Source organism: Marivirga arenosa, assembly GCF_030503895.2.
In the GTDB taxonomy this organism is placed as follows: Bacteria; Bacteroidota; Bacteroidia; order Cytophagales; family Cyclobacteriaceae; genus Marivirga; species Marivirga arenosa.
Window position 1 is genome coordinate 2570563 of sequence record NZ_CP129970.2, and the last position, 19263, is coordinate 2589825.

17 protein-coding genes, 2 other RNA genes and 1 pseudogene are annotated in these 19263 nt (G+C 34.3%); 10 read left to right on the forward strand and 10 right to left on the reverse strand.

The window, feature by feature from the left end; all coding sequences use genetic code 11:
- Window positions 1–8 precede the first annotated feature (8 nt).
- The 7 genes from QYS48_RS11275 to ssrA form a co-directional block, all read right to left on the reverse strand.
- The gene (locus tag QYS48_RS11275; RefSeq protein WP_308355992.1) at window positions 9–1736 is read right to left on the reverse strand and encodes a tail fiber domain-containing protein; all 1728 of its coding nucleotides are present in this window, start codon (window positions 1734–1736) and stop codon (window positions 9–11) included.
- Window positions 1737–2034: 298 nt separating this feature from the next.
- The gene (locus QYS48_RS11280) at window positions 2035–2424 is read right to left on the reverse strand and encodes a hypothetical protein (RefSeq protein ID WP_308355993.1); all 390 of its coding nucleotides are present in this window, start codon (window positions 2422–2424) and stop codon (window positions 2035–2037) included.
- 43 nt (window positions 2425–2467) lie between these two features.
- Window positions 2468–3178, reverse strand: a complete 711-nt coding sequence (locus QYS48_RS11285; RefSeq protein WP_308355994.1) for an ATP-binding cassette domain-containing protein — start codon at window positions 3176–3178, stop codon at window positions 2468–2470.
- 1 nt (window position 3179) lies between these two features.
- Window positions 3180–3383: a fructose-6-phosphate aldolase gene (locus tag QYS48_RS11290; RefSeq protein WP_302104297.1), complete on the reverse strand. Its 204-nt coding sequence runs from the start codon at window positions 3381–3383 to the stop codon at window positions 3180–3182.
- Window positions 3384–3456: 73 nt separating this feature from the next.
- Window positions 3457–4113 (reverse strand): fructose-6-phosphate aldolase, encoded by a 657-nt coding sequence (fsa, locus tag QYS48_RS11295; protein ID WP_308355995.1) that lies wholly within the window; start codon window positions 4111–4113, stop codon window positions 3457–3459.
- A gap of 226 nt (window positions 4114–4339) precedes the next feature.
- An RNA gene (gene ffs, locus QYS48_RS11300) (signal recognition particle sRNA small type) lies at window positions 4340–4437 on the reverse strand.
- Window positions 4438–4632: 195 nt separating this feature from the next.
- Window positions 4633–5038, reverse strand: a transfer-messenger RNA (tmRNA) gene (gene ssrA / locus QYS48_RS11305).
- 361 nt (window positions 5039–5399) lie between these two features.
- On the opposite strand from ssrA, the gene QYS48_RS11310 reads away from it, so the two are divergent.
- The 4 genes and pseudogenes from QYS48_RS11310 (at window position 5400) to QYS48_RS11325 (ending at window position 11638) form a co-directional block, all read left to right on the forward strand.
- A complete protein-coding gene (locus tag QYS48_RS11310; RefSeq protein WP_308355996.1) occupies window positions 5400–5810 on the forward strand; it encodes a hypothetical protein in 411 nt (136 codons plus the stop codon).
- Between the two features lie 121 nt (window positions 5811–5931).
- Window positions 5932–7017 (forward strand): efflux RND transporter periplasmic adaptor subunit, encoded by a 1086-nt coding sequence (locus QYS48_RS11315; RefSeq protein WP_308355997.1) that lies wholly within the window; start codon window positions 5932–5934, stop codon window positions 7015–7017.
- A gap of 26 nt (window positions 7018–7043) precedes the next feature.
- A pseudogene (locus tag QYS48_RS11320) lies at window positions 7044–10205 on the forward strand (efflux RND transporter permease subunit).
- Window positions 10202–11638 carry a TolC family protein gene (locus QYS48_RS11325; RefSeq protein ID WP_308355998.1) on the forward strand — a complete coding sequence of 479 codons (1437 nt, stop codon included), beginning with the start codon at window positions 10202–10204 and terminating at the stop codon, window positions 11636–11638. Before QYS48_RS11320 ends, QYS48_RS11325 begins: the two are co-directional and overlap by 4 nt.
- A gap of 139 nt (window positions 11639–11777) precedes the next feature.
- Here QYS48_RS11325 and QYS48_RS11330 read toward each other — a convergent pair whose 3' ends face one another.
- Window positions 11778–12887 carry an alkene reductase gene (locus QYS48_RS11330; protein ID WP_302101719.1) on the reverse strand — a complete coding sequence of 370 codons (1110 nt, stop codon included), beginning with the start codon at window positions 12885–12887 and terminating at the stop codon, window positions 11778–11780.
- A 106-nt stretch (window positions 12888–12993) separates the two neighbouring features.
- Entirely contained in the window at window positions 12994–13512 is a 519-nt protein-coding gene (locus tag QYS48_RS11335; RefSeq protein WP_308355999.1) for a hypothetical protein, read from the reverse strand.
- A 330-nt stretch (window positions 13513–13842) separates the two neighbouring features.
- On the opposite strand from QYS48_RS11335, the gene QYS48_RS11340 reads away from it, so the two are divergent.
- From QYS48_RS11340 to QYS48_RS11365, 6 genes are all read left to right on the forward strand, one after another.
- Window positions 13843–14376: an RNA polymerase sigma factor gene (locus tag QYS48_RS11340; RefSeq protein ID WP_308356000.1), complete on the forward strand. Its 534-nt coding sequence runs from the start codon at window positions 13843–13845 to the stop codon at window positions 14374–14376.
- Window positions 14345–14863 (forward strand): hypothetical protein, encoded by a 519-nt coding sequence (locus QYS48_RS11345; protein ID WP_302101716.1) that lies wholly within the window; start codon window positions 14345–14347, stop codon window positions 14861–14863. Before QYS48_RS11340 ends, QYS48_RS11345 begins: the two co-directional genes overlap by 32 nt.
- 110 nt (window positions 14864–14973) lie before the next feature.
- The gene (locus QYS48_RS11350) at window positions 14974–15504 is read left to right on the forward strand and encodes a DUF4252 domain-containing protein (RefSeq protein ID WP_302101715.1); all 531 of its coding nucleotides are present in this window, start codon (window positions 14974–14976) and stop codon (window positions 15502–15504) included.
- 72 nt (window positions 15505–15576) lie between these two features.
- Window positions 15577–16167 carry a DUF4252 domain-containing protein gene (locus QYS48_RS11355; RefSeq protein ID WP_308356001.1) on the forward strand — a complete coding sequence of 197 codons (591 nt, stop codon included), beginning with the start codon at window positions 15577–15579 and terminating at the stop codon, window positions 16165–16167.
- 5 nt (window positions 16168–16172) lie between these two features.
- Window positions 16173–17075: an ATP-binding cassette domain-containing protein gene (locus tag QYS48_RS11360; RefSeq protein ID WP_308356002.1), complete on the forward strand. Its 903-nt coding sequence runs from the start codon at window positions 16173–16175 to the stop codon at window positions 17073–17075.
- Window positions 17072–17887: an ABC transporter permease gene (locus QYS48_RS11365; protein WP_369592733.1), complete on the forward strand. Its 816-nt coding sequence runs from the start codon at window positions 17072–17074 to the stop codon at window positions 17885–17887. Before QYS48_RS11360 ends, QYS48_RS11365 begins: the two co-directional genes overlap by 4 nt.
- A gap of 90 nt (window positions 17888–17977) precedes the next feature.
- Here the strand turns inward: QYS48_RS11365 and QYS48_RS11370 are convergent, their stop codons facing one another.
- Window positions 17978–19105 carry an acyl-CoA desaturase gene (locus QYS48_RS11370; protein WP_302101711.1) on the reverse strand — a complete coding sequence of 376 codons (1128 nt, stop codon included), beginning with the start codon at window positions 19103–19105 and terminating at the stop codon, window positions 17978–17980.
- Window positions 19106–19263: the final 158 nt, after the last annotated feature.

A 19263-nucleotide genomic window follows, 5' to 3' on the forward strand; every position in this document is an offset into this window, starting at 1 on the left:
ATTGATTATTATTCGTTAGTGGCAAGCTTTGCATTTTCCAAAAGCAGTTTTTCTAACTTGGTGATTCTATCATTTAGTTTTTGTTGTTCATTTAAAGCTGTAGTTAACTCTTTATTATCAGCTTCCAGGTTTTCAATTTTAGCATTCAGTTCTTTCACTGCTTCAATTAGAACGGCAGTCATTTGAGCATAGTTAACGGCTTTGTATCCATCTTTATTTGTATGGACAAATTCAGGATATATCTTTTCTACTTCCTGTGCAATTACTCCTATTTGTCTTTTCTGAGTTTTTTTCTCGTCCTTCCAGAAATATGAAGTACCTCTCATTTTTAATGTATTATCCAACGCATTTTCAAGTGTGTTAATTTCTTTTTTGTATCTCCTGTCTGATGCAATTACTGTACCCGATGTTGATGACAAAATATCGGCATCAATTTGGCCTATTGCTGTAATGTCTCCGATTGAACCATCTATTGTTATAGTAGGTGCCCCTGCATTTGACATGTCGAGTATATTGATCTCCGCCTCGTAATTAAAATTAACATCTTGAGCAGCATTCTCTATCGAAATGCCACCATTTCCTGAGTTTTGGAATAGGCGAACTGCTGATCCACCGGATGGTCTTTCAGATGAGATAAGACCAGTCTGTCCTTCTAAAATAATTCTATTTGCACTAGTGTTATCTTTTACCTCAATTCCACCACCACTAGTTGCATTTAAATTTGAAGTTAAGAATAGACCATCTGTACTAATGTTGCCATTATCAGTATTCCTCATTAGCAAACTGCCGTAATTATCAGTTCCAGTACCAGGATTTACCTCAGCAATAACATTGCTTAACCAAAATCCTGAACCATTATCATTAATACCAAATAATTCTAAAATAGGTAAATCATTATTTATCCATCTCTTTCCAGTTAGTTGTGCATTAAAGCTATTGGTACCCCATAACGATAAATAACCGGAATGACCTGTAGGATCAGATCCTCCTTCGTCTCTTGTATTACCAATTGCAGCTAATAAATTTCCCGCATTATCTTTCCAGTCTGTACCCGATCTTCTATAATTCCCTGACATTTGAGGGCCAAGGTCAATTTGATTTCCTGTGATGTAATTTTCTATCATCAGTGTGATTCCATCAGCAGTAGTATTCTGGCCCCAGAATTGTGCAGTACTTGAAGTGTTATTAGTTCTCATTACAACGGCACTTGAAAAATTACCGCCACCATCTCTTTGGTTTAATTGTAGCCTTCCACCGGCAGGATCCGCTGATAAAAAGCCTTGTTGAACCCCTAAAGAGTCGTAAAAATTCACACTACCATAATATAAATTATTACTACCCATTTTAAGGTTAGTACTATCATTTGGGCCAATGATAGTCATGTCACGTTCTGCATCTAATAGTGTATTCGCACTAACCAATGGCTTGTACAAGGTTATACTGCCAATTGGGGTACTATTTACACCAACATTCATAGATATTTCACTAACTCCTCCAAAGATATTCTTCGGTAAAGGTGTATTTGAACCCAAAACCACATTATATACCCCGTTTGTAACAGGTACTGCTGAAAAGGTTTCTATCCAGCCGTAAGCTGGCAAGTTAAAGGTGAAGTCGCGAGTTCCTTCCACTGGTACTCCAGATTCCTCCAAATATCCTTGGAAAGGAAGCTTTTGAGCTAGCATGGAAGTAGCTATGAAAAATAATAAAACGAGTGTAGTAAATAATTTTTTCATTTTAGAATAATATTTAAATAAAGTCAGTTTCTTACTGTAACGATTATTTAAAATACTAAAAGGAGTTTATATATGCTACTGATATAGAATAATATACCTATAAGTAAGTATGCTTTACCTTACATTTTTCGATAAAACTTACATTATTAGGGATGAGTATTTGCTGCAAGATTGAACGGTAGAAATGTTTATTTAATTTATGGTTTTATCTAATTAGATATGTTCGAAATTGAATTAAAGCCAGTTATAATTATACTTTATGTTTGATAATAATTTTTATTTCTTTCAAAATATGAGTTCAGTAAATTTTCTTTAAGTCTTGCTGATTAGTTAGGATTCTTTCGGTTACAATTGAGAAAATTCTTTTGTCTATTTTTTTGTAATTATTGGCGTAAATCTGGAATTCTTGCTCTGTAAAATGTCCTAATATCATGCCTTTCAACTCTAACTTATAATTTTGATCAGTATTTAAGACTTTAAGAATATAATTTGCTTTTTGGTCTTCAGGAGTTTCAAAGTATTTCCCTTTATGTTTTAACGAAATACAAATCGAGAAATGAAATAAGATTTGATGATGTATCTGCTTAATGATGGGTCTTAAACATTGATTTTGAAAGGCTTCAATTGGATTGCTCTCAGCCCCATTTTGTATGGAGGAAATTTCAGGTCTTTGATTAGATGTTTGCATATTCTTAATAATAAGAAATGCAATTAAAAGTTATCAGAATTGATTAATAATTACTTTTAAAATCAAAATCTTCTTTTTTAGAATCTAACAACTTACCATTTTGGCATTTTAATACTCTTGCAGGATGAGTATCTAGAAAGCTGTGATCGTGCGTACCCATTAAAATTGCAGTACCACTTTTATTGATATCGGTAAACAATTTAAAAATACCTTCTGAAACTTCTGGATCTAAGTTACCAGTTGGTTCATCAGCAATTAGTAGCACAGGTTCATTAATTAAAGCTCGTGCAATAACCACTCTTTGTTGTTCTCCACCTGAAAGTTGATGAGGCATTTTATTATCTACAGAACCTAATCCAACCTGCATTAAAACTTCAGCCATTCGATTTTTCATTTTCGACTTATCCTTCCAGCCAGTAGCTTTCATTACAAAATAAAGATTTTCAGCTACAGTTCTATCGGCTAGTAATTGAAAGTCCTGGAAGATAACGCTAATTTTCCTTCTAAGCTGCGCTATTTGTTTGGAGCTAATGCCATTAATTTTAAATCCTGCAACCTCCATTTGACCAAGTCTTAAATCTAAGTCAGCATAAAGGGTTTTCATAAATGAACTTTTTCCACTTCCTGTTCTCCCAATAAGGTAAACGAATTCCCCCTTTTCAATTTTAAGAGTGATGTCACTTAGAATGGCTCTATCTTCTTGAAAGATAGTAGCGTTTTCAATGCGGATTACAGGTTCGTTAGAGAAAGACATATTATATATCTAGAGCTTGAATTTTTCCGAAAGGTAACTCATTTATAACTTTTGTCAAGGCTTCTTCTTTACCTTCCAATCCATATTTATCTAAATTCTTTAAGGGTCTGTCGGCTCTGAAGTAGGCAATGAGAACGAAGTTATCGTCCCTTAACTGAATGTAATCAGGGATTTTAGCTTTACCTTTTACTTTTATTATATACATATTTATAAATATGAAAGTTGAAAGATGAAATAAGAAAGGATATTTTCAAATTTCATCTTTCATATTTCTTCTTTTATTTATTTCCTTTTTTATGATCTGCTAAGAATTGAGCTAAACCAGAATCAGTCAATGGATGTTTCAATAATCCTGTGATTACTTTCAATGGACATGTTACTACATCAGCTCCCATATTTGCACATTCAATTAAGTGCATAGTATGACGAACAGAAGCTGCTAAAACTTCAGTTTCATACCCATAATTATCATAAATGCGGATGATGTCTTCAATTAAAGTCAAGCCGTCCGTTGAGATATCATCTAATCTGCCAATAAATGGAGATACATAAGAAGCGCCTGCTTTAGCGGCTAATAAAGCCTGACCAGAAGAAAAAACCAAAGTGCAATTGGTTCTGATGCCTTCGGCTGAGAATTGCTTGATTGCTTTTACACCCTCTTTGATCATGGGCACTTTCACCACGATTTTATCATCGATTTTAGCGAGTTCTCTTCCTTCTTTTAACATGCCTTCGTAATCAGTTGAGATTACTTCAGCACTCACATTATTATCCACTATATCACAGATGGCTTTGTAATGTGCTTTAATGTTTTCCTCACCCGTAATGCCTTCTTTGGCCATTAGGCTAGGATTGGTTGTAACGCCATCAAGAACCCCCATATCATAGGCTTCTCTGATTTCGTCTAAATTAGCAGTATCGATAAAAAATTTCATTTGTAGAAAGGTTATTTTGAATTCAATTAATCTGATGCAAAGGTAAGAGATTAATTGAAAAAAACTTATCTCAAACCTGTCAGGTTACTAGAAATAACTATACTACAAAATGACATTAACTATCATAAAAAGCCAAAACAAAACCTGACAGATTTAAGTCTGACCTTAGTCTTATTAAGAGTTTACAATCGTAAGTTGATTTATTATAGAAGAGGGAGGGGAAAGAAAAATGGCAAACCAACATCGCACCGCTACGACCGCCTACCCTTGCTACCTTCCGGTCCTGGGGGAATTCAGCAGGAGCTGGTCGTGCCGATTTGCCGATGCAAAGGTAGGAAGAATGATTGGAAATGTAAACAGTGAATGGAGAAAAATATTAAATAATTATTAAATCGGTTGAATTACAGTAGGTTAATTCTGCCTAGAGAAATCACTTTCAAAGTGAAACAATTATTGTAGCCCGCAATGTAGTCCCCAATAAACGAAAAAAGCCTATCGAAATCAATCAATAGGCTTTTATTGTGGAGTTGGAGGGATTCGAACCCTCGTCCGGATAAGGAAACGATGCATTTTCTACATGCTTAGTTACTAATTGGGTTTTCGAGCCTGTTATGGAAAGTAACAGTCCTGTGGCAGGCCTTAGCTATTTTAGTTTCGCAATGGCTTAATAGCATCGCCACGCTAGTTTCTCCTAGTCGACACTCCTTGATCGCTCCCGGAAAAACGAAGGAACGAGGAATGTGGCCGGGGAATCCCTTTGGGGACTCAACCCTTAAAGCTTTATCTTAAATAAAATTTAAGATTATGCAGCCATGGCGTAATTAGATTCGCCAATTATAGTTGGAATGAATTACTTAAGGATGTACATTCTCCACCCTGCATGCTAATACATAATTCACACTTACCGTCAATACCGGTCAACCCCATAAGTCAATTTTTGCTCCTTCCTTTTAAAGGGCTACAAATGTACAACTTTACATAAAATTGCAAGCTGTATTACTCAATTCTTTGACACGTTTATCTTAAAATAAAGTTTTTTATAATAAATATTACTTTTGTAAGTGAATGATATAGAGACAGATTTAGCTTTTAAACTTAAGGGTTCGTCCACAATAATTCCCGTTTTATTTGATTTTTAATGTGCTTCATGTAATCCATATAGTTTTATAATATTATTTTAATGAGCTATTTATAACATATGTAAAATCATTAAAATATAGATTTCAAAAACTTTTTCTTTATTTCAACGATTAAAATCTATATTTGCGGATAATTCAAAAAAGTAAATGCAGAAATCAACTAGCAACATATTCCAAAAATTCTTTTGGCACATTTTATTGTCAATTGGAATTATTGTATCTGCCAATGCAGCAGTTGTTAATGATGATTCTGAAATTTCTATTTTTGATACGCCAACAAAAGAATTTTCTACTTTCTTTTCAAATCAAGATTCCAAGGATCATTCTCCCATATCAGATTTACCTCAAGACGATACATCTTCACAAGAAAATGGAGAAGAAGAGAATGAAGAAAATTCAGATAATGATTATGATAGTGAATTTTCTAATACTCAGTTAGAAGGTTTAGCAGATCCATTCTTAAATTCTTTTGATACTACTTTTAATACTGTAGTTGCAAAGAGTTATAAAATTCCCCTTTACATACTATTCCATTGCTGGAAAGACTACCTAGTTTAATTTTTTAAAACCACAAATCGCAATTTAATAGATGTTACGCATCTAATCTATGCACTTTAAGCGCATCTTATCGATCGCTCAAACCAATTTCATTTAAAAAATTAAAATTAGTTATCATATTATGAGGCAATTACTCATGCTATTCACTTTCACTAGTTTGGTAGTTTTTACTAGTTGTGAATCAAATAAACATCATGAAGAAGAAGCTGAAAGAACATTTCGAGTTACTTCTCCGGTTAGAATGGATACATCATTTACAAAAGAATATGTAAGTCAAATTCATTCCATTCAACATATTGAATTAAGAGCTCAGGAAAGAGGGTATTTAGAAAAAATATATGTAGATGAAGGTCAATTTGTAAAAAAAGGCCAATTATTATTCAAAATCATGCCTAGGCTTTATCAGGCTGAGCTTCAAAAAGCTGAAGCAGAAGTGAATTTTGCAGAGATTGAATTTTTAAACACCAAGAATTTGGCCGATAGTGATATTGTATCACCTACTGAATTAGCAATGGCCAAAGCAAAGTATGAAAAAGCTAAGGCAGAGTTAGCCTTGGCAAAAGTACATCTCGACTTCACTGAAATCCGGGCTCCATTTGATGGGATTATTGACCGTTTCCATGTTCGTCAGGGTAGTTTAATTGAAGAAGGAGAACTGCTTACACATTTATCCGACAATACTAAAATGTGGGTGTATTATAATGTACCTGAAGCAGAATATCTTGACTATATGAGCAATGTTGAAAGAGACAGCACAATAAGTGTGAATTTGCTCATGGCTAACAATAAAGTTTTTGATCAAACCGGAATAGTTGAAACTATTGAGGCTGATTTTAATCACGAAACGGGTAATATTCCGTTCAGAGCTACTTTTCCAAATCCAAAAGGATTATTAAGGCATGGTGAAACAGGAAATATATTAATGAATATTCCTCTAACGGATGCATTATTAGTTCCGCAAAAAGCAACATTCGAAAACTTAGAAAAGAAGTATGTTTTCGTTATTGATGAGGAAAACCGTGTTCACCAACGTGAAATAAAGATAGGTGAAGAGATACCACATCTTTTCGCTGTAACAGATGGCTTGAATGAAGGCGACAAAATCTTGCTAGAAGGGTTAAGGCTAGTAAGAGATAATGATGAAATCCATTACGATTTCGAAGAGCCTTCTAAAGCAATTGCACAATTAGCGCTTTACGCAGAGTAATTTATAATCCTAAAACTTAAGAATTAATGTTTAAAAGGTTTATACATAGACCGGTATTGGCTATTGTGATATCGGTTATAATCGTATTCGTGGGAATGCTAGCGATTAGGCAATTGCCTATTTCTCAATTCCCAAAGATTGCACCTACTACAGTTAATATTTTTATTGCTTATCCAGGTGCTAGTGCTGACGTATTAGTGAAATCTACACTAGTTACATTGGAAAACTCAATTAATGGTGTGCAAGGCATGCGTTATATCGCAACAGATGCCACCAGTGCTGGTGAGGCCACATTAAGGGTTATTTTTGAACCTGGAACAGATCCCAATCAAGCTGTAATTCGAGTCAAGACCCGGGTTGACCAGGTGATGCCACTCCTTCCGGAACTCGTTCAACGAGAGGGAGTTGTGATCACCCCTATACAGCCAAGTATGTTGATGTATGTCAACTTATATGGGAAAGACAAAAATATGGATGAAAAATTCCTATATAATTATGCTAATGTGAAAATGATCCCCGAAATCCAAAGGATTAAAGGGGTAGCCCGAGCTCAAATACTAGGAAGTAGGAAGTATGCTATGAGAATTTGGCTGAATCCTGATCGTATGAGAGCATATGATATTTCTACTGAAGAGGTAATGAAAGCCTTGGAAGAACAAAGTATTGTGGGTAGACCTGGTAGAATTGGTAGAAGTTCCGGAATTGAAGCACAATCCTTAGAATATGTTTTAACTTATAAGGGTAGGCGAAATCAACCGGAGGAATATGAAGATGTTATCATTCGAGCCAATGCTGAAGGGGAGAGTATTCATTTAAGAGATATAGCCAAAGTAGAATTAGGAAGTGAGTTTTTTGATATCTATTCTAATCTAGATGGTAAGCCTTCTGCTGCGATCGTACTAAAGCAAAACTACGGTAGTAATGCCAGTGAGGTAATTGCTGAAGTAAAAGAAACCTTGAAGGAAATGAAAGCAGATTTTCCTCCTGGTGTTGATTATAAAATCAGTTATGATGTATCTAAATTTTTAGATGCTTCAATTGAACAGGTAACACATACTTTAAGAGATGCCTTCATTTTGGTTGCTCTTGTAGTGTTTATATTTCTAGGCGATTGGCGTTCTACTTTGATCCCAATTTTAGCGGTACCAGTATCTCTGATAGGAGCATTTTTTGTCATACAATTTTTTGGACTCTCCATCAACTTAGTTACGCTTTTCGCTCTAGTTCTCGCCATTGGTATTGTGGTAGATGATGCCATAGTAGTAGTGGAGGCTGTTCATGCTAAATTTGCAGAAAACCCTAAGATCACACCTTATAAGGCAGTGCAAAAGGTTTTAGGAGAGATAAGTGGTGCAATTATCGCTATTACAGCGGTTATGGTATCGGTGTTCTTACCAATATCTTTTATGGGCGGTCCTGTAGGTACTTTCTACAGATAGTTCTCTATTACAATGGCCAGTGCGATTGTGATTTCAGCAATTATAGCCTTAACGCTTACACCAGTACTTTGTGCAATGTTGTTAAAAAATAATCATGGTAAAGAGCAAAAGAAAAACTTCCTTACCAAAGGCTTAGATAGTTTCAATAGAGGGTTTGATAAATTAACGGGATCATATACAGGGCTATTGAAGCGAATAGTAAATAGGAGAGTATTGACCTTTGGTATTTTATTAGCCTTTGGTGCTGGTATCTTTTTAGAAAATGAAATTTTACCAACAGGCTTTATTCCAAGTGAAGATCAAGGTACTATTTATGCGATCATTCAAACTCCTCCAGGCTCAACGCTTGAAAGAACCAATGAAGTTTCGCAACGTCTTCAGGAAATTTGTGAAGAAATTGAAGGAGTAGAAACCGTATCTTCTTTAGCTGGATATGAAATCATGACAGAAGGTAGAGGTTCAAATGCTGGTACTTGTTTGATTAACTTAAAAAACTGGTCTGAACGTGAGCATTCTGTAAAAGAAATTATGGAAGAACTCGAGGAAAAATCAAAGAATTTAGGAGCCATAGTTGAGTTCTTTGAGCCACCTGCAATTCCAGGTTTCGGTTCCTCTGGTGGTTTCTCCATGCGATTATTAGATCAAACAACGAATACTGACTATCAGGAATTTGAAAAGATAAATAATCAATTCATGGATAACCTAAGAGAACGAAAAGAGCTTTCAGGTCTATTCACATTCTTTGCAGCCAACTATCCTCAATATGAATTGGTGATTGACAATGAAAGAGCCATGCAGAAGGGGGTTTCTATTGGAAAAGCAATGGAAAATCTGAACATATTGATTGGTAGTACCTACGAACAAGGGTTCATCCGATTTGGACGATTCTTTAAAGTGTATGTACAATCTGATCCGAAGTTTAGAAGATTGCCTAAGGACGTACTAAACTTATATGTTAAAAATGAAGAGGGCGAGATGGTTCCTTATTCGGCCTTTATGACGCTTAAGAAAAAACAAGGGCCCAATGAGGTGACTCGATATAATATGTATAATTCTGCAGCAATCAGAGGTTTGCCTGCAAAGGGTTATACTACTGCAGATGCAATTGAGGCTATAAAAGAAGTAGCCAGTACAACACTGCCAAAAGGTTATGATATAGCCTGGGAAGGCCTTTCTTATGATGAGGCTCAAAGAGGAAATGAGTCATTATACATTTTCGTAATCGTACTCATATTCGTCTACCTAGTATTAGCAGCACAATATGAAAGTTTCATAATTCCTTTAACTGTTATCTTTTCACTACCGGTGGGTGTATTTGGTTCATTCCTATTGCTTAAAATGTTAGGATTGGACAATGATATTTATGCTCAAATTGGTTTGATAATGTTGGTTGGTCTATTAGGTAAAAATGCTGTATTGATAGTTGAGTTTGCTGTTCAGAAAAGACAAGCAGGAGCCAGTATATTCAATGCAGCAATTGAAGGTGCCAAAGTGAGGTTTAGGCCAATCTTAATGACATCATTCGCTTTTATTGCAGGTCTAATTCCATTGGTGTTAGCTTCTGGTGCAGGAGCAATAGGTAACAGAACGATTGGGGCATCAGCCTTAGGAGGAATGCTATTTGGTACTGTATTCGGTGTAATTATAGTACCTGGCTTATACTACATTTTTGCGAAACTAGCAGATGGTAAACACCTCATCAAATATGAAGAAGAATATCCTTTAACAGAACATCAAGATAAAAAATGAGGAATAAAAGATTATTATATATAGGATTGGGGGTTGTTTTTACAGTCTTTTTTATGACAAGCTGTAAAACCCCATCATTAATAGAAAAATCGGTTAATAATTCAATTCCTAAAAAATTTAGTGCAAAGCAAGACAGTACTAATATGGCTCAGCTGAACTGGAAAGAATACTTTTCTGACCCACATTTGCTGGCCTTAATTGATACTGCGCTAAATAGAAATCAGGAATTGAATATTATGTTTCAGGAAATCGCCATTGCAAAATTTGAAATAGGAGCTAGGAAGGGAGAGTATCTTCCTTACCTAGATCTTAAAGCAGGAAGTGGTGTTGAAAAAAAAGCGCGCTATACTCCAGAAGGAGCCAGTGAGGCTACTACCGATATTGAACCCGGTAGAGAAATGCCGGAACCTGTTCCAGATTTTCAATTAGGTGCTATTGCATCATGGGAAGTTGATATTTGGCGTAAATTGCGAAATGCTAAAGAATCTGCAGTAAAGGAGTATTTAGCAACTCAAGAAGGTAAGAATTTCTTAATCACTCAATTGGTAGCAGAAATTGCGAATTCCTATTATGAGTTACTGGCTTTAGATAATCAATTGCAAATTCTAAATCAGAATATCCAGATTCAATCAAATGCTTTAAAGATTGTAAAACTTCAGAAACAAGCATCGAGGGTTACTGAATTAGCAGTTCGTAAATTTCAAGCTGAAGTATTAAATACGCGCTCTTTGCAGTATGGAATTAAGCAGCAAATAATTGAGACTGAAAATAAAATCAATTATCTGCTTGGTAGATATCCGCAGCCTATTGAAAGAAGTACTCAAGATATTATAGAAATATTATCGGACAGTATTCAGGCAGGTATTCCGTCTCAACTATTGGAAAACAGACCGGATATAAGAAGAGCAGAATTGGAATTAGCAGCTAGAAAGCTAAATATTAAAGTAGCTAAAGCTAATTTTTATCCTACTCTCGATATTACTGCCGGTATAGGATTGCAAGCTTTTAATCCTACTTATTTAATTCAAACTCCAGAGTCGATGCTATTTAATTTGGCAGGAGACTTAGTTTCTCCCTTAATTAATAGAAGGGCAATTAAAGCGAATTATTATACAGCCAATGCTAAGCAAATTCAAGCAGTTTATGAATATGATAGAACGGTATTGAATGCTTTCATGGAAGTGAAAAATCAGCTTTCCAAAGTTGATAACTTGAATAAAAGCTATGAATTAAAACAGCAAGAAGTACAGGCACTTAATGAATCCATTGAGATAGCGAATAATCTATTCAAATCTGCTAGGGCAGATTATATGGAGGTACTATTAACTCAAAGAGATGCCTTGGAGTCTAAGTTTGAATTGGTAGAAACTAAAAGAGAACAAATGAATGCTAAAGTTAATATTTATCAAGCGCTTGGTGGTGGTTGGAATTAATTACTTTTTCATAGTTAAATAGTGGTTCTATTTAATACCCGACTTCAAGTGATTTTTATTTATGGTTATTCGCTTGAGTCGGGACTTTTTGATTCGATTACTAAAAACCACTCCATTTTGGAGTGGTTTTTTTCATTCATTATGCTTCTATTTCTTCCATTTTAGGATAGTCCGTATAGCCTTTATGACCAGGGGTGTAGAAGGTGTCAGTATCATATTCTGCTAACTCAGCTTTCGCAGCAAATCGCTCCACTAAATCAGGATTTGAAATATAAGGTTTGCCAAATGCTACCATATCAGCATCACCTTCTTCAATTACTTTATTGCCTGATTCTCTATCAAAATGAGCATTGATCATCAGGTTCCCTTTGTAAATCGGCCTATATCTTTTTGCTATATCAGTAACAGCATGTTCAACCTCAGAAACATCATTAAATGGTTCTGATAAATGTAAATAAGCTAAATCGTAATCATTTAATTTTTCTATTATATAATCAAAGGTTGGAATTGTTTCTTCATTTAATTCCATTCCAAAAATGCCATGTAAAGAAGGATTTAACCTCAAGCCAATTCTGTTTTCAGGCATTACTTCTTTAATTGCATCTATAATTTCGAATAGGATTTTTGATCTATTTTCTTTTGAACCGCCATATTCATCAGTTCTTTTATTAGAAGTAGAACTAAAGAATTGATGTAACAGGTATCCGTTAGAAGAATGTATTTCAACACCATCAAATCCAGCTTCCCAAGCATTTGCTGCAGCATTTTTAAAATCCTGAATGGTTTGTTTGATATCCTCCAATGTCATTTCCTTCGGAGTTTCAGTTTCTTTAAATCCTTCTGGAGTATAAGATTTTGAATTTGGATTTATCGCAGAGGGTGCATGTGGGAGATCACCATTATGAAAATCTGGATGAGACATTCTACCTACGTGCCATAATTGAAGAAATATTTTACCTCCTTCATCATGCACCATTTTGGTAACTTCTTTCCATCCCTCAGTTTGAGCTTTAGTATGAATTCCTGGTGTGTTAATATATCCAACCGCTTTTTCTGATATCTGAGAGCCCTCTGTAATGATTAATCCTGCAGAAGCACGTTGTTTGTAATACAGTCCCTGTAATTCAGCATTCGCAGCTTTTTGCTCGTTATCTGCTCTGCTTCTGGTCATTGGAGCCATTACAACTCTATTCTTTAATTCTAAGTCTCCTAATTTGAAAGGTTTTAAGAGTGCTTGATTATAATCCATATTAAGTTTTATCTTTTATTTATTGATAAAACTAGTACACTCCCTAATTGAAGTTTAGGTTACAGTAAGAAGGACTATTCTTTGTAAGCCAGCTGACAATTTCGGATTATTCCCAACCCCAGGGTGATACAGGTGCTTCTACTTCTTGAGTTAAATCAAATTCTAATCGGATTGGGTCATCACTGCTGACTCTTCTAAGGTTGTAAGTGAATACTGAATCTGAAATACTAACCCACCATACATTGCCAGCAGCATATGGAATCATATCTACTGTTTGTTGATCTGCTGGGAAATACTGCATTTGTTCAAAACCTGTATTAGGGCTGGTACCTCCGTACATAGTTATTTCCGCAGGACTTCCATCTTTATTTCTGTGATCGTGTTTTAATTCAATATTGTGATCGCTTAATGTAAAAACCCAGGTTCTTGACCTGTTTTCACCTACTACAAAGGGGACTCTTATTTGACCTTCCCCACATGACTTAAAATGAATGATTAGATCTTTCTTTTGAAAATCTTCAGGAACTGGAGCGGTTACTACTTCTCCGGCATATGCTTTTCCACAATGTGCTTCTAATTTCTCCCAGAAGATTAGATGATTTTCTCTTTCCTGAGAATATATCATAAAATTAGTAAATAGGCTAATCGCTAATAGACAAAAAATCGATCTCATAATACAGATAAATAAATCTGAATATAGCGGATTCTACTATTCCTGACACTATCTAAATTAATTTTAATATTTTTAATAAAATTAATTAACTGAAAATCAATAAATTATATCGTTATAGGATAAGATTTAAAAAATTACTTCAACTTGCTGTAACTTTTAATTCACTTGTGCATCTACTTTATGAAACGAAACAAAACGAGAGTTTAAAAAGAATTAAGAATTTCACTCTTTTATTTTGTCAAGTTCCATGTGGCCGATGAATAACATTTTTAAACACATGAAATGAACGAAGAGAACTATTTTAAAAATATTTACCTGAGTCAAAAGAATAAGCTTTATCGCTTCAGCTTCTTTTACATGAAAGATGAAGAAGAGGCTAAAGATGCAGTTCAAGAGGCTTTAATTAAGATTTGGGATAAAAGATCGGATTGGGATAGGGTGGAAAACCCTGAAGCTTGGGGGATGCAAATTGTAAAAAATATTTGCCTTGATAGACTTAGAAAGCAAAAGACAGTTCAAAAGCATCAAGATTCACTCAAGTTAGAAAAGACTTTTGGTCAAGATCCAGGCACAATTTCTGTTTGGCAAGACCAATGGAAAATATTGCAAGACGTTTTAGAGCAACTTAGCGAGAAGCAAAAAACAGTCTTCATATTAAGAGAAGTAGAGGGTAATAGTTATCAGGAAATTGCTGAGACTTTAGAAATTTCAGAGTCACAAGTAAAAACTGATTTATATCGCTCAAGAAAATATTTGAAAGCTAGCATGCAAAAAATAAATGATCATGGCATTAAAAACTTTAGAAATTTGGCTTGAAAAATACTGGTTAGGAGAGCTTAGCCAAGTAGAAGAAATGCAGTTCAAAAGTGAACTGAAAGCCAATAAAAATAAATTAGAGGGAGAGTTGTTACAGATGGCGGAATGGTTTGAAAGCCAGGAAGAACTGAAACAAAACCTAACGCTGGGTGATGATTTTGATGATCAAGTGATGAATAAAATTCATAAAAAGTCAAAATCAAAAGACCAGTGGAATTGGATGAAAATAGCAGCTTCTGTATTAGTTGCCTTTGCCCTTGGTTTCTTTGCTTGGTGGATGCCGATGCAACAAGAAAGAAGGGAACTAGCTCAGCAAGAAGAAAAAGCATATTTAGAGGCTAAAGCTACTTTAGAACTGATGGCTTCTATGATGAATCATAGTAGAAAACATTTAAGCTCGTTGGAAATGATCAATACAGCACAGGAGAAAGTGAAAAATACATTTCAACCAGAAAGAAAACAGAATAAAGAAAAAGGAGATAGTTAAAAAAGATTTGAGTACTGGAGTCTAGACATAAATTCGAATACTGTACTTAAAATATCTAAAACCTTAGTGATTAATAATTATAAGTGAATACAAATAAAAATAGAATAAAAATGAAAAAGATAGGATTAATAGTTGTTTTAGCTTTAGTAAGTTTGGCAGCACAAGCACAGAACTCGGAGTTCATGAAATTTTATGATAAATATGCTTCGAACGAATCATTTACTATAGTTTCAGTGAACCAGCGAATGATTGAATTATTCTCAAATTTTGAAGTAGAAGGAGAAGATGGTGAAGCCATGAAGAAGGCAGTAAGTGGTTTAAAAGGTATTAAGTTGATTGCTAACAGTAAAACAAGTGATGGAGCATCTTTATTTTCTGAAGCAAATAAAGCCTTTGCCAGAGGTTATGACGAATTGATGACCGTGAGAGACGGTGATTCTGATATTCGATTTCTAATTCAAGAAAAAGGAGGTATGGTAAGTGAGTTAGTAATGTTAGTGGGTAGTGACAGTAGTTTCGTAGCCGCTAGTATATTTGGAGATATCGATTTGAAACAAATGTCGAAAATGGCTAATGGTTTAAATATTTCAGGAATGGAAAATTTAGAAAAGCTTGAAGAAATGGATGAGAATAATAAATAATTTAAGGTAAAATCTTCTTTAGCAAGATGGGCTTAGCCTATCTTGCTATTTCTATTTAAATTAAAAATAACTATGCGACTACTAATCTTATCTCTACTAACAACATTAGTTTTATTTTCTTGCGAGAAGAAAATAGAAGACCCATTAAAAAGCCTTCAAGAAGAAGGTATTCATACTTTAAACATCAATCTTTATCCTAGCAATATAAAGATGATTAATGCTAATAATAATCCTGAATTTGCAGAGGCGACAAAAGGAATCAAAAAGCTTCATATTCTTCAGATACAATTGAAATCAGATTCAAATGAAATGAAATTTCAGGAATGGAAAAGCAATCAGGACTTTACGGGTTGGGAATCTATTTTTACCGCCAGAATTGAAGGATCAGATATAGAGGTTAAAACTCCTGAGGGCAGAGATGATATTTTGTTTGCGACTGCAGAAACGAAAGAAGGTATTTTTGTAGGCTTTTTAGAAGGTGCCTTTGATATATCTAAACTTCCTCAACTCATGAAGTCAGATTTAAATTTTGGCCCTATCGGAGATTTCATCCAAGATAAGGATAAAAGAGAAAAGCAGAGAGAGAAAGCGCGCAAAATAAGAGAGGCTTACAAGGATGAAATTGATGAAGAGGTAGAAAAAAATACGACAACCGAAGAATAAAATTTATGGCTGAAAATATACTAGAGATTTCAGGACTGAATAAACGCTATGGCAAAATTCAGGCTGTTAATAATCTTGAATTAAAAGTTGAAAAAGGAACAGTCTTTGGCTTGTTAGGGCCAAATGGAAGTGGTAAAAGTACTACTTTAGGAATTTTATTAGGGGTTGTTCAAAAGGATTCTGGTATTTATAAATGGTTTGGTAAGGAACCCACAGCAGCTCAAAGAAGAAATTTGGGTGCTATTTTAGAAAGCCCTACTTTCTATCCTTATTTATCAGGGATTCAAAATCTGAAGATTGTTTGTAAAATTAAGGAGGTTCCAGAAAAAAGAATTTTAGAAGTATTAACCCAAGTGGGTTTAGGGAATAGAGCGGATTCGCCATTTAAAAGTTATTCTTTGGGTATGAAACAGCGTTTAGCCATTGCTTCTGCTTTGCTGTCGGACCCTGAAGTGTTAATACTTGATGAACCTACTAACGGTTTAGATCCTCAAGGTATAGCTGAAATCAGAGAGCTGATTATCAATATTGCTGAAAAAGGTAAGACCATTATTTTGGCGAGTCATTTGCTAGATGAAGTGCAAAAAGTATGCACTCATTTTGCTGTATTAAAGCAAGGTGAGAAGATATTCCAAGGAACTGTTGCCGAAAGCCTAATGGGAAATGAAGGGATTGAACTAATGGCACAAGATTTAGATAATCTGAAATCAGTAGCCAGTAAATTCCCTGCTTTTGTTGATATGAAACTTAATAATTTAGGTAGGTTAGAGGTGCAATTGTCTAATGACACCCCTATTCATGAATTCCATCAATATTTAATTAAAAATGGAATCATCTTAACTCATCTTTCATATATCAATAAGTCATTAGAGAAACAATTTTTACAACTTTTATCCGGAAACGAATGATATTGAAATATTTACAAATCGAATGGCTAAAGCTGAAAAATTATAAAACCTTCATAAGGTTAGCTTCTCTGTATTTTTTATTGCTATTGCTGATCATGAGTAGCGTTAAAATTTTACTTTCCTGGATGACCAATTCAGGTGTTGAATTTCAAGGGATTAGCCCAAATATTATTCCTTTTTATGATTTTCCGGATGTATGGCAAAATCTCACTTATTTGGCATCCTACTTAAAGTTCTTTTTAGCTTTCATAGTGATCATTTCAGTAACTAATGAATATAGTTATAGGACGATCCGACAGAACATTATTGATGGAATGTCGCCCTCTCAGTTCTTAATTGCCAAACAGACTTTAATCTTTGGATTTAGTTTGTTTAATATGTTGGTGATTTGGCTTGCAGGTACTTTAATGGGACTGTTTTACGGGACTAATTTCGTTTTCAGTATGTATATAAACGATATGGAGTTTTTATTAGCTCATTTTCTAGAGCTGGTTACATTCCTTAATCTGGCTATGCTCATATCTATTTTATTGAAAAAAGCAGGTTTTGCTATAATAGGACTGTGTTTTTACGCCATATTTTTGGAACCAGCCATAGTAGGGATTCTAAATTATAAATTTGATGATCATTGGTTAATTACACTTTTCCCAATTCATGCGGTAAATAATTTGATTGAAATCCCATTTCAACGGTATGTATTCATGGAAATTCAAGATTATGTAAAAGTAAGTAGTGCAATTATTGCCTTAGCTTGGTTGGTCATCAGTGTTGCATTAAATTATGTATTGATTGCAAAGAGAGATGTAAATTAGATTTTAAATAATTTGTGACGTTGAGACGTCCTGAAATAGAAAAGCCCTGAAATTCATCAACTTCAGGGCTTTTTTTGATGTAAAGGCTATTTAACTAGCAACAGTAGCTAAAGCTAATTTTTTATCATATTCCCCATTTCCTAATTGGTTTAATAAAGAAAAATGACTCTTTAAAGCTGCATAGAATGACTTATGATGATGATAAGGTATGCCAAATTCTTTTGCTGTTTTCTTAACTATAGGAGCTATACTGCTATAATGAATGTGGCATATATTTGGGAATAAATGATGCTCAATTTGATGATTAAGGCCACCAACAATCCATGAAAACCATGATGATGAGTTAGCGAAATTTGAAGTAGTATGTAATTGATGAATTGCCCAATTATTTTCTACACTTCCTTTTTCATCTACTTCATAGAACTGAGTTTCATTTATAACATGTGCGGGTTGAAAAATTAAAGCAAGGATCAAACCGCTAATAAATTGCATTAATAAAAAGCCTAAGGCTACTTGCCACCAAATTACACTTGTCATTAATATTGGACCTACCAACGTAAGCATAATATACCAGCTTTTATGAAATAGCATTGTGGCCAGTCCTTTTGAGAAGCTTAAACCTTGAGCTTTCAATAAATTTCGCTTATTGTATCGTATTAATTGATCTAAATCTTTAGCTATCAACCAATAAAAGGTCATTAAGCCGTATAGTATTGGAGCATAAAATGCCTGAAATTTAAAAAAGCTTCTTCTTTCTTGATGTGGTGAAAATCTTATGATGCCCTTTTTGTCAATATCTTCATCGTATTCATTAATATTGGTGAATGAATGGTGTAATACGTTGTGTTGTATCTTCCAGTTAATATGATAAGCACCAATAAAGTTGGCTGTAAAGCCTAAAGCTTTATTTACTAAATTATTTTTCGAATAAACGCCATGGTTTGCATCATGCATAACGCATAAGCCTATTCCTGCCATTCCAAATCCCATTACAAAAAACATAGCAATTACTAATCCAACACTATTGATAATACCGCTAAGCATTAGTACTAGCGGAATAAAATACAGCAATAACATAAAAGCTGTTTTAATTTTCATTCGGTTATTCGCGTATTTTGTAATTTTTTGATCTTTGAAATATTGATTTACTCTTAATCTTAAAGTGCTAACAAATTCCCGATTGTCTGTTGTGTTAAATTTTACTGTGTTCTTGGTCATATGCAATTATTAATCTTACAAGTTACCTTTAAATAAAGCATTAATACCATATTTGGGGATATTTTAGACGAATCAACTTTCCATCAATTTTATATCGAAGGGATTTTGGTGTATTAAAAAAATACATTTTCAAGATTTTAACAGAGATTGAAATTTTT

Coding starts and splice junctions, on each gene's coding strand:
- QYS48_RS11325 (WP_308355998.1), top strand. CDS start 10,202: ATGAGGAATAAAAGATTATTATATATAGGATTGGGGGTTGTTTTTACA.
- fsa (WP_308355995.1), bottom strand. CDS start 4,113: ATGAAATTTTTTATCGATACTGCTAATTTAGACGAAATCAGAGAAGCC.
- QYS48_RS11370 (WP_302101711.1), bottom strand. CDS start 19,105: ATGACCAAGAACACAGTAAAATTTAACACAACAGACAATCGGGAATTT.
- QYS48_RS11360 (WP_308356002.1), top strand. CDS start 16,173: ATGGCTGAAAATATACTAGAGATTTCAGGACTGAATAAACGCTATGGC.
- QYS48_RS11290 (WP_302104297.1), bottom strand. CDS start 3,383: ATGTATATAATAAAAGTAAAAGGTAAAGCTAAAATCCCTGATTACATT.
- QYS48_RS11285 (WP_308355994.1), bottom strand. CDS start 3,178: ATGTCTTTCTCTAACGAACCTGTAATCCGCATTGAAAACGCTACTATC.
- QYS48_RS11355 (WP_308356001.1), top strand. CDS start 15,577: ATGCGACTACTAATCTTATCTCTACTAACAACATTAGTTTTATTTTCT.
- QYS48_RS11280 (WP_308355993.1), bottom strand. CDS start 2,424: ATGCAAACATCTAATCAAAGACCTGAAATTTCCTCCATACAAAATGGG.
- QYS48_RS11350 (WP_302101715.1), top strand. CDS start 14,974: ATGAAAAAGATAGGATTAATAGTTGTTTTAGCTTTAGTAAGTTTGGCA.
- QYS48_RS11345 (WP_302101716.1), top strand. CDS start 14,345: ATGGCATTAAAAACTTTAGAAATTTGGCTTGAAAAATACTGGTTAGGA.
- QYS48_RS11365 (WP_369592733.1), top strand. CDS start 17,072: ATGATATTGAAATATTTACAAATCGAATGGCTAAAGCTGAAAAATTAT.
- QYS48_RS11340 (WP_308356000.1), top strand. CDS start 13,843: ATGAACGAAGAGAACTATTTTAAAAATATTTACCTGAGTCAAAAGAAT.
- QYS48_RS11330 (WP_302101719.1), bottom strand. CDS start 12,887: ATGGATTATAATCAAGCACTCTTAAAACCTTTCAAATTAGGAGACTTA.
- QYS48_RS11275 (WP_308355992.1), bottom strand. CDS start 1,736: ATGAAAAAATTATTTACTACACTCGTTTTATTATTTTTCATAGCTACT.
- QYS48_RS11335 (WP_308355999.1), bottom strand. CDS start 13,512: ATGATATATTCTCAGGAAAGAGAAAATCATCTAATCTTCTGGGAGAAA.
- QYS48_RS11315 (WP_308355997.1), top strand. CDS start 5,932: ATGAGGCAATTACTCATGCTATTCACTTTCACTAGTTTGGTAGTTTTT.
- QYS48_RS11310 (WP_308355996.1), top strand. CDS start 5,400: ATGCAGAAATCAACTAGCAACATATTCCAAAAATTCTTTTGGCACATT.